This window comes from Neobacillus rhizosphaerae, assembly GCF_050477885.1.
GTDB lineage: Bacteria > Bacillota > Bacilli > Bacillales > Cytobacillaceae > Neobacillus > Neobacillus rhizosphaerae_A.
Genome location: NZ_JBCNAC010000154.1, coordinates 24,100 through 33,240, shown reverse-complemented (window position 1 = coordinate 33,240; position 9,141 = coordinate 24,100). Strand labels below are relative to the sequence as shown.

Genomic DNA, 9,141 nt, shown 5'->3' with positions numbered 1-9,141 from the left:
GAAGGTCGCATAGAAGCAGTCTATGAGCCATATCTGGCAGAAAGAAAAAGAAAAAGGTCGCATAGAAACGATCTATGAGCCCAAACTGGCTGAAAGAAAGAGAAAAAGGTCGCATAGAAACGGTCTATGAGCCCAAACTGGCTGAAGGAAAGAGAAGAAGGTTACATAGAAGGAGTCTATGAACCCAAGTTATGTACCAATATATTTCCTAACATAAATATAGGAGACGCACCATATACATAGGATAAATTAATAGGACAAGTATATAAAAATTAATAAATACAGATGGTGCAAAATATATATAAAGGAATAATTTAACTAAGGTCTGCCCATACTGATTGACAAACAGTTTTTGAAGTGAGGGGTTGTAAAATGTTGTATCTTCATGATGTTTGGGTAAATTGGTTTGAAGGAGAAGAAAACGGTTATAATGTATGCCACTTTCATGAATGGCGTAAGGATGATGGAGTGGAATTGTTGGACCAAGTACCACTTTTAAAAATCGAGCCGATTCTATTTAACTACATCGAGAATGATTTATCAGAATTACCTCAACAGCTCCTAGATGATATTTTTCAGAAAGCATATTTAAGGAAAAACCATGAAAGAGTCCAGCTTGATTATTGTTTCGTTGTAACAGACGGAACAGGGATTTTAGCAGTAGATACAATTGGCTATACCATCCCCATTCGAAAAAGCAGACTAATTCCAAGACAGGAACAGCTTGTTTACGAAATGATTAGTCAGCATGAAGCTAAAAAATATCATTTTTATGGACAACCGAAAACAAAGGATTTTCATATTCTTTCACCTGAACCAGATTTGATGAGAGGATTGACGAGAAAGGAACGACAGTTAAAGCAACTATTGTTCATGGCACTTGATCAATTGCTTTCATCGAATAATGAAGCAGAGGTAAGGTATTGGTTTACAGAATGGTGTCCTGAGAAATATTCTACTATTCAAGAATTGAATTTTGAGGAAGCATGGGAACAGCTATTTGAGGAAGCAAAGTACGGCTGGTCTAAACGGCATGAAACCTTTTGTGAAAATTTAATTAAGGGACAGCCATTTTTTGAGAAGCTTTGGGAAATGGAGCATGGTCCTAAAGTAAACTAAAAGCCTGATCCAAAAGGAATAAATCCTTTTGGATCAGGCTTTTGTTTTTTTACTTTATTTTCTCTTTCGGCCAAGACCCATGGCGTTTTCCATCTTTTTAAGAGTCTTGTTTGCCACTATGTTTGCCTTTTCTGCTCCGCGATCTAAAATTTCATCCAGTTCACTTGATTCCATTAAGTTATAATATTTCTCTTGAATTGGTTTAAAGACATTAACCACTACATCAGCTAAATCACCTTTAAACTCTCCATATCCTTTGCCAATATACATTTCCTCAATTTCAGCAATAGGTTTCTTAGCCAAAATTGAATAAATGGAAAGCAGATTGGAAACACCAGGTTTATTTTCTTTATCAAATTTGACAATTCCCTCTGAATCCGTAACAGCGCTTTTTATTTTTTTGATAATCTGTTTAGGTTCATCTAAAGGAGTAATAAAAGACTTTTGATTTGGGTCTGATTTACTCATCTTTTTGGTAGGCTCTTGGAGTGACATAATTCGAGCGCCAATTTTAGGAATACTGATTTCAGGTACAGTAAGGATATCATTGTATTTTTTGTTAAATCTTTCTGCTAAGTCACGTGTTAATTCCATATGTTGCTTTTGATCCTCGCCGACTGGAACAAGATCTGTGTTATACAATAAAATATCTGCCGCCATTAGTGGAGGGTAGGTCAATAGACTAGCTGAAACCGCTTCTTTACCTGTAGATTTGTCCTTAAATTGTGTCATTCTTTCTAATTCTCCAATATAAGAGACACATTGCATCATCCATCCTGCTTGAGCGTGTGCGGGTACCTCTGATTGGATAAATAAAGAGGCCTTGTTTGGATCAATCCCAACAGCAATATATAGCGCAGCTAAACTTCTAATATTTTTACGAAGTGTCACTGGGTCTTGGGGAACTGTTATGGCATGTTGGTCTACGATACAAAAGTAGCAATTATATTCATGTTGCAACTCAACAAATTGCATCATTGCCCCTATATAGTTCCCGAGTGTAATCGTACCACTTGGTTGAATACCAGAAAAAATTGTTTTCATGAAATTTTCCTCCTAAAAAATATATAAAAAAAACCATTCGTCCCTATCATTTATAGGGACGAATGGTTCGCGGTACCACCCTAAATTACTCATTTGAGTCACTCAGTTCCAAACAGTTAGAAGCTATTTGGAGTCCTACTAACGTAAGGTATACGTCTATTCCTACTACTCCTATTTTCCTAAATGAAGGGTTCGGATAGAAGCTCAAAAGTCCATTCCGTATTCCTTCGTGTTTGTTTTCACCAGCCACAAACTCTCTTAACCGAATAAAAATACGTACTATTCTTTATCATCGCTCTACATCTATTTGATTAAGTTTTATTATAAATGAAGAACATAATCAGTTTCAAGTCTGCAAATAATAATAGAGGCATAGGGCTCCTAACATGAGTAATCCATTGACCAATCCGTAAAAAAGGAGGGGCTTTTGATCAATCGTAATCAATTCAGATAGTGCTGGAATTTCCTCGAACTTCCTCTTATTTTGCCCTCTTGTAAAGGCAAGATTAAAGGATTTCCCTATGACATCGTAAAAACCAGAATGAATCGTGTAAAGTAGCAACGAAATTAACAGGAGTATAGAGGAAATATAAAAAGTTATATTGATATAGCTAAGTAAAGAAATTTCTTTATTGGTAATGAAGGAAATTATTACTATTAACAATTGTGTTAGACCAAGAATAACAATTTTCTTCTTAAATATAGGATCCACTATATTACCTCCAAATCATTGATTTAATAAAGGAAACTACCGATTATTATACATAAAAATCTGTATAAGTCTAAATTATATCATAGCTATTTGTAATGATTACGTAAAAATTGTTTCTAATCTGTAAATTAAATTATAAAAAATAATGTACAATTAATTCAAAATATGTATAATAGAGAATGTAGTAATTTTTCAGAATAATAGAAAAGGGAGGTCTACAAGTGAAGAAATCAAAACTTTCACTACTTTTAGTTTTATCACTAGTACTTAGCATGTTCCTAGCAGCATGTTCAGGCGGCGGTGAGAAAAACGAAGGCAAAACCAAAAATGAAGGCAAAAATAATGCAGGCACTGAAGAGCAATTAGCGGATGAGCAAGTTCTTAATGTTTTAGAATCTGCTGAGATCCCAACTATGGACAGTGTAATGGCAGAAGACGTAATGGGCTTTACAATGTTAAATGCTACTAACGAAGGTTTATATCGTCTAGATGCAGACCAAAAGGTTGTTCCTGGTGTAGCTGATGGTATGCCAACATACAACGATGATAAAACAGTTTTAACTATCAAATTAAGACAAGATGCAAAATGGTCAAATGGTGACCCTGTAACTGCTCATGACTTTGTATATTCATGGCAACGTGCAATCAATCCTGATACTGCTTCACCTTATGGTCCATACTTCATGATGGGCAAAATCAAAAACGCAACTGAAATTTCTGAAGGTAAAGCAAAGCTTGAAGACCTTGGAATTAAAGCTCTTGATGATTATACATTGGAAATTACTCTTGTAAGAGCATTACCTTACATCGAGTCTTATATCACTTTCCAATTATTCTACCCACAAAACCAAAAGTTTGTTGAAGCACAAGGCGCTGACTATGCGAAGGATGCTGCTCACTTACTTTACAACGGTCCTTTCAAAATGACTAAGTGGGATGGCCCAACTGCTACTGAGTGGGTATTAGAAAAGAACGAAACTTATACAAATGCTAAAGACGTAACTTTAACAAAGATCAACTTCAACGTGTCAAAAGATCCACAAGCATCTGCTAACGCATTTACTGCTGGTGAAACTGACATTACACCAAAGCTTGCACAAGCTGCAATCCTTTCACAATATGAAGGATCTGATGAATTATTACGTTACCAAGAGCCATCAATCTGGTGGTTGAAAATGAACGAAAAGAACCCTGCATTGAAAAATAAAAACATCCGTAAAGCTATTGCATTGTCTGTAGACAAAAAAGCATTAGTTGACGATGTTTTAGCAAACGGTTCTATCGAAGCTGATTTCTTAGTACCAAAAGGTTTCGCTTTCTTAGATGGAAAAGATTTCCGCGATACTGCAGGCCAATGGTCTAAGACAAACAAAGAAGAAGCTAAGAAATACTGGGATAAAGGTTTAGCTGAACTAGGTGTTAAAGAAGTGAAGTTCACTTATGTAGGTCAAGACACTGAAACTGCTAAAACAACAGATGCATTCATTAAAGACCAGTTAGAGAAAAATCTTCCTGGATTAAAGCTTACAATTGAAAGCGTACCGTTCAAAATCCGTATCGCTCGTGAAAATAAATTCGAATATGATTTATTAATGGGTGGTTGGGGACCAGACTATGCTGACCCAATGACATATATGGATCTTTGGATCACTGGTGGAGAGCAACAACACATGGATTACTCAAATCCAGAATTTGATAAGTTAATCAAAGCTGCTAGTGAAGATTTAGTTGATAAGCCACAAGAGCGCTGGAAAGCATTACAAGATGCAGAAAAAATCTTGTTAGAAGATGATGCAGCAATTGCACCACTTTACCAACGTTCTGTAAACTTATTAATCAACCCTAAAGTTAAAGGTTTCGCTCACCATGCATTTGGTGCAGATTATAGTTACCAGTGGATTAAAATCACAAAATAGTAACTATACTAATCAAATAGAAAGAGAGTATATTTCATCAATATACTCTCTTTTTACCTGTATGAGAATTGTCGAAAAATGTTGAAGATTTCATCAATTAGGAGGTGTAGGCATGGCAAAATATCTCTTGCAACGTGTGATTTATATGTTAATTACACTTTTCATTGTTATATCAATTACCTTTTTCCTCATGAAATTAATTCCTGGAAGTCCATTTAATAACTTTGAAAAACTCTCAGAATTCCAGCGGACCCTTTTGCTAGAGAAATATGGGTTAAATGACCCCGTGCCTGTTCAGTTTATTAAGTATTTAGGTGCAATGGTAAAAGGTGATTTAGGAATTTCCTTTCAATTTGATAATACCCCTGTAACAGAACTTCTCGCAAATCGAATTGGACCATCCGCAACACTTGGATTGGAAGCCATGATTTTTGGTGCACTATTTGGAATTTTCCTTGGTGTAATTGCTGCATTGAAGCAAAATACCTGGTTGGATTATGGTTCTACGTTTATTGCAGTAGTGGGTAAATCAGTTCCATCATTTATTTTTGCTGGACTGCTTCAGTATTACGTTGCAGTTAAACTAGGTTGGTTACCAGTAATGTTTTGGAGAGGACCGGAGTATACCATCCTTCCAACTCTTGCGTTAGCTATGTTCCCTATTTCAATCGCAGCGCGGTTTATGCGTACTGAAATGATTGAAGTGCTAGGTTCTGACTATATAACACTTGCTAAAGCAAAGGGTGCAAGCTATTGGCAAATTAGTGTAAAGCATGCTCTTAGAAATGCCTTAATCCCAGTTGTTACTGTTTTGGGACCATTGGCTGTAGGTTTAATGACGGGTTCACTAGTTATTGAAAGAATCTTTGGTATTCCTGGCTTAGGTGAACAGTTTGTTAAATCAATCAGTGTGAATGATTACCCGGTAATTATGGGGACAAATATTTTATTTGCCGTTTTATTCGTAGTCATTATATTAGTCGTTGATATTCTGTATGGAATAATCGACCCACGTATTCGTATTTCGGGGGGGAAAACTAAATGAGCAATAAAGAAATGATCATCTCAAAGGATATGTTTGCTCCTGCTCATGTAGACCCATCAAAAAGTGAGAAAATTTCCAAGCCAAGTTTGAGTTTCTGGCAAGATGCTTGGATGCGTGTCCGTAAAAATAGGGGGGCGGTTATCAGTTTAGTTGTCCTTGTCATATTAATTTTAATGGCGTTCATTGGCCCTTTAATAACGCCATATGCATACGATACACAAACCACTAAACATAATAACCTTCCACCGCGTATTCAAGGTTTAGAAAATGTCCACTGGCTACCTTTTGATGGTACATTAATGCGGAGAGACGGTACTGAATATAACGCATATGAAGTTCGTAAAGTCGATGCCTATTATTGGTTTGGTACTGACAATTTAGGTCGTGATCTTTTTGCACGTGTCTGGAAAGGTACACAAGTTTCCCTTTTCATTGCCTTTATGGCGGCGTTAATTGATATGCTGATTGGTGTCACCTATGGTGCCGTTTCTGGATATTTAGGTGGAAAAGTCGATGGATTAATGCAGCGGATTATTGAGGTTATCGTTGGTATACCTAACTTGATTGTTGTTGTATTAATGATCCTTGTTCTTAAGCCTGGTATTATCCCAATCATTATTGCCTTAACAATCACTGGTTGGACTAGTATGGCACGTGTGGTACGTGCACAGGTATTAAAATTTAAGGGTCAGGAATTTGTTTTAGCAGCTAAAACACTTGGAGCCTCTGATAGCTCAATTATTTTTAAACACATGATACCGAATATGTTTGGTGTCATTATCATTAACACCATGTTCTCTATTCCTAATGCGATTTTCTTTGAAGCATTTTTAAGCTTCATTGGATTAGGTCTCCAGGAGCCGAATGCATCTCTAGGAACATTGGTAAATGATGGATATAAAGCGATGATTGCATTCCCATATCAAATGATCATTCCTTCCATTATGATTGCTTTAATTATGGTATGCTTTAACTTAGTAGCTGATGGATTACGTGATGCTCTTGATCCAAAAATGCGTGATTAAAAGGCGGGTGAACTGAATGGAGAAAATTTTACAAGTAAAAGATTTAAATATCTCATTCCATACATTTTCCGGTGAAGTTCAAGCGATTCGTGGGGTGAGTTTCGACTTATTAAAGGGTGAAACCCTCGCAATCGTTGGTGAATCAGGATCTGGAAAATCAGTAACAACTAAGTCAATAATGCGTCTACTTCCTGAACACAATTCAGAGATAAAAAGTGGTGAAATACTTTTTGACGGAAAAGATTTAACAAAGCTTAAAGATAGAGAGATGCAAAAAATCCGAGGAAAAGATATTTCAATGATTTTCCAGGATCCTATGACTTCTTTAAATCCAACTATGAAAATTGGCAACCAGATAATGGAACCGCTAATTAAACATCAAAATATGAGTAAGCATGCTGCAAAAGAAAGAGCCATTGATTTATTGAAGCTAGTTGGTATTCCAAAACCTGAAATTCGTGTGAACCAGTATCCACACCAATTCTCAGGTGGTATGAGACAGCGTGTTGTTATTGCAATCGCATTAGCATGTAATCCAAAAGTTCTTATTGCGGATGAACCAACAACTGCGTTGGACGTAACAATACAAGCGCAAATTCTGGAATTAATGAAAGATTTACAAAAGAAAATCGATACATCCATTATTTTCATTACACATGACCTTGGTGTTGTTGCCAATGTAGCCGATCGTGTTGCTGTTATGTATGGTGGAAAGATTGTTGAAATTGGAACGGCGGACGAAATTTTCTATAATCCACAACATCCATATACTTGGGGATTAATTAGTTCTATGCCTGACATGGATACACATGATGAGGAGTTATTCTCTATTCCGGGAACACCTCCAGATTTATTAGATCCACCAAAAGGTGATGCGTTCGCACCACGTAACCCATTTGTAATGAAAATTGACTTAGAGCAAGAACCGCCATTTTTTAAAGTTTCTGATACACACTATGCTGCTACATGGTTATTACATCCGGATGCACCAAAGGTTGAACCACCAGAAGCTGTAAAGAGACGTCAAAATCAATATGCTGGTAACGCAGGTGTGGCTACATTAGAAAAAGTGACCACTGGGCAATTCCCTGGAAAAAAGGAGGGAAAATAAATGGCTCAAGATAAATTACTTGAAATTAAAAGTTTAAAACAATATTTTAACGAGGGTAAAGCGAACGAAGTAAAAGCCGTTGATAATGTCTCTTTTGATATTTACAAAGGGGAAGTTATGGGACTGGTTGGTGAGTCTGGCTGTGGTAAGTCTACTACTGGGCGTACTATTATCCGCCTATACGATGCAACAGGTGGAGAAGTTTTATATGACGGTGTAAACGTTCATGGGAAAAAGTCTAAAAAACAATTAAAAGACTTTAACCGTAAAATGCAAATGATTTTCCAAGATCCATATGCTTCTCTTAATCCGAGATTAAAAATTGCTGATGTTATTGCCGAGGGAATTGATATTCATGGTTTGGCAACATCAAAGCAAGATCGTATGGACCAGGTATATCAACTGCTAGAAACAGTTGGTTTGAATAGAGAGCATGCCAATCGTTATCCACATGAGTTTAGTGGCGGTCAACGTCAACGGATAGGTATCGCAAGAGCACTTGCGGTTCAACCGGAATTCATCATTGCAGACGAGCCAATTTCAGCGTTGGATGTTTCCATTCAGGCACAGGTTGTAAATTTAATGAAGAAGCTGCAAAAAGAAAAAGGTTTAACCTATCTTTTTATTGCACATGACCTTTCAATGGTTAAGTACATTAGTGATCGTATTGGTGTAATGTACTTTGGTAAGATGGTTGAGCTTGCACCGGCAGAAGAGCTTTATAAAAATCCTCTTCATCCTTATACTCAATCATTATTGTCAGCCATTCCTGCTCCAGATCCAATCAGTGAGCGGACTAGAAAACGTAAGTCATATGATCCCGCTTCTCATAATTACGATGATAACGAAGCAGTTGAATTTAGAGAAATTACTCCAGGTCATTTTGTCTTATGCTCAGAAAAAGAGTTCAAACAATATCAGGCACAATCTAAGCATTAAAAAAAAACGATCTCGCTTTTAGAGATCGTTTTTTCCTTGTATTTATTTTCTTTTTCCACCAACAGGCTTCCAGCCTGTTTGGTATTTTGCACTCTCGTCTACATATTCACTTCGGTGTTTTCCACCGAACACTTTTTCACCAATACCGTTTGTAATAACACCCATTAAGGCAGTGATTCCCACAATTAATAAAGCAACTAGTGTTAAATCTGTTATGTACCCAGCCATGA

General features: G+C 36.6%; 9 protein-coding genes and 1 other annotated feature. Of the genes, 6 read left to right on the top strand and 3 right to left on the bottom strand.

The window, feature by feature from the left end; genetic code table 11:
• The first annotated feature begins 372 nt into the window (after positions 1 to 372).
• Complete coding sequence (locus ABES03_RS21195; protein WP_430120410.1) at positions 373 to 1,119, top strand: YjbA family protein; 747 nt, start codon at positions 373 to 375, stop codon at positions 1,117 to 1,119.
• A 54-nt stretch (positions 1,120 to 1,173) separates the two neighbouring features.
• Here the strand turns inward: ABES03_RS21195 and trpS are convergent, their stop codons facing one another.
• Together trpS and ABES03_RS21185 are read right to left on the bottom strand one after the other, a co-directional pair.
• On the bottom strand, positions 1,174 to 2,163 hold the full coding sequence (gene trpS / locus ABES03_RS21190) for a tryptophan--tRNA ligase (RefSeq protein ID WP_430120408.1): 990 nt from the start codon (positions 2,161 to 2,163) through the stop codon (positions 1,174 to 1,176).
• Positions 2,164 to 2,214: 51 nt separating this feature from the next.
• Positions 2,215 to 2,465, bottom strand: a binding site (T-box leader).
• A 44-nt stretch (positions 2,466 to 2,509) separates the two neighbouring features.
• Positions 2,510 to 2,875, bottom strand: a complete 366-nt coding sequence (locus tag ABES03_RS21185; protein ID WP_430120406.1) for a DUF3899 domain-containing protein — start codon at positions 2,873 to 2,875, stop codon at positions 2,510 to 2,512.
• Between the two features lie 221 nt (positions 2,876 to 3,096).
• Between ABES03_RS21185 and ABES03_RS21180 the strand changes: the two genes are divergently transcribed.
• The 5 genes from ABES03_RS21180 to ABES03_RS21160 all read left to right on the top strand — a co-directional run bounded on the left by ABES03_RS21180 (position 3,097) and on the right by ABES03_RS21160 (position 8,911).
• Positions 3,097 to 4,791 (top strand): peptide ABC transporter substrate-binding protein, encoded by a 1,695-nt coding sequence (locus tag ABES03_RS21180; protein ID WP_430120404.1) that lies wholly within the window; start codon positions 3,097 to 3,099, stop codon positions 4,789 to 4,791.
• Between the two features lie 112 nt (positions 4,792 to 4,903).
• The gene (gene opp3b, locus ABES03_RS21175; RefSeq protein ID WP_430120402.1) at positions 4,904 to 5,836 is read left to right on the top strand and encodes an oligopeptide ABC transporter permease; all 933 of its coding nucleotides are present in this window, start codon (positions 4,904 to 4,906) and stop codon (positions 5,834 to 5,836) included.
• Positions 5,833 to 6,861, top strand: coding sequence for an oligopeptide ABC transporter permease (gene opp3C / locus ABES03_RS21170; protein WP_430120400.1), 1,029 nt, complete (start codon positions 5,833 to 5,835; stop codon positions 6,859 to 6,861). Before opp3b ends, opp3C begins: the two co-directional genes overlap by 4 nt.
• A gap of 16 nt (positions 6,862 to 6,877) precedes the next feature.
• The gene (locus ABES03_RS21165) at positions 6,878 to 7,972 is read left to right on the top strand and encodes an ABC transporter ATP-binding protein (RefSeq protein WP_430120398.1); all 1,095 of its coding nucleotides are present in this window, start codon (positions 6,878 to 6,880) and stop codon (positions 7,970 to 7,972) included.
• Positions 7,973 to 8,911: an ABC transporter ATP-binding protein gene (locus ABES03_RS21160; RefSeq protein ID WP_430120396.1), complete on the top strand. Its 939-nt coding sequence runs from the start codon at positions 7,973 to 7,975 to the stop codon at positions 8,909 to 8,911. It begins immediately after the preceding gene.
• Positions 8,912 to 8,953: 42 nt separating this feature from the next.
• On the opposite strand, the gene ABES03_RS21155 is transcribed toward ABES03_RS21160, so the two are convergent.
• The gene (locus ABES03_RS21155) at positions 8,954 to 9,139 is read right to left on the bottom strand and encodes a hypothetical protein (protein ID WP_430120394.1); all 186 of its coding nucleotides are present in this window, start codon (positions 9,137 to 9,139) and stop codon (positions 8,954 to 8,956) included.
• Positions 9,140 to 9,141 lie beyond the last annotated feature (2 nt).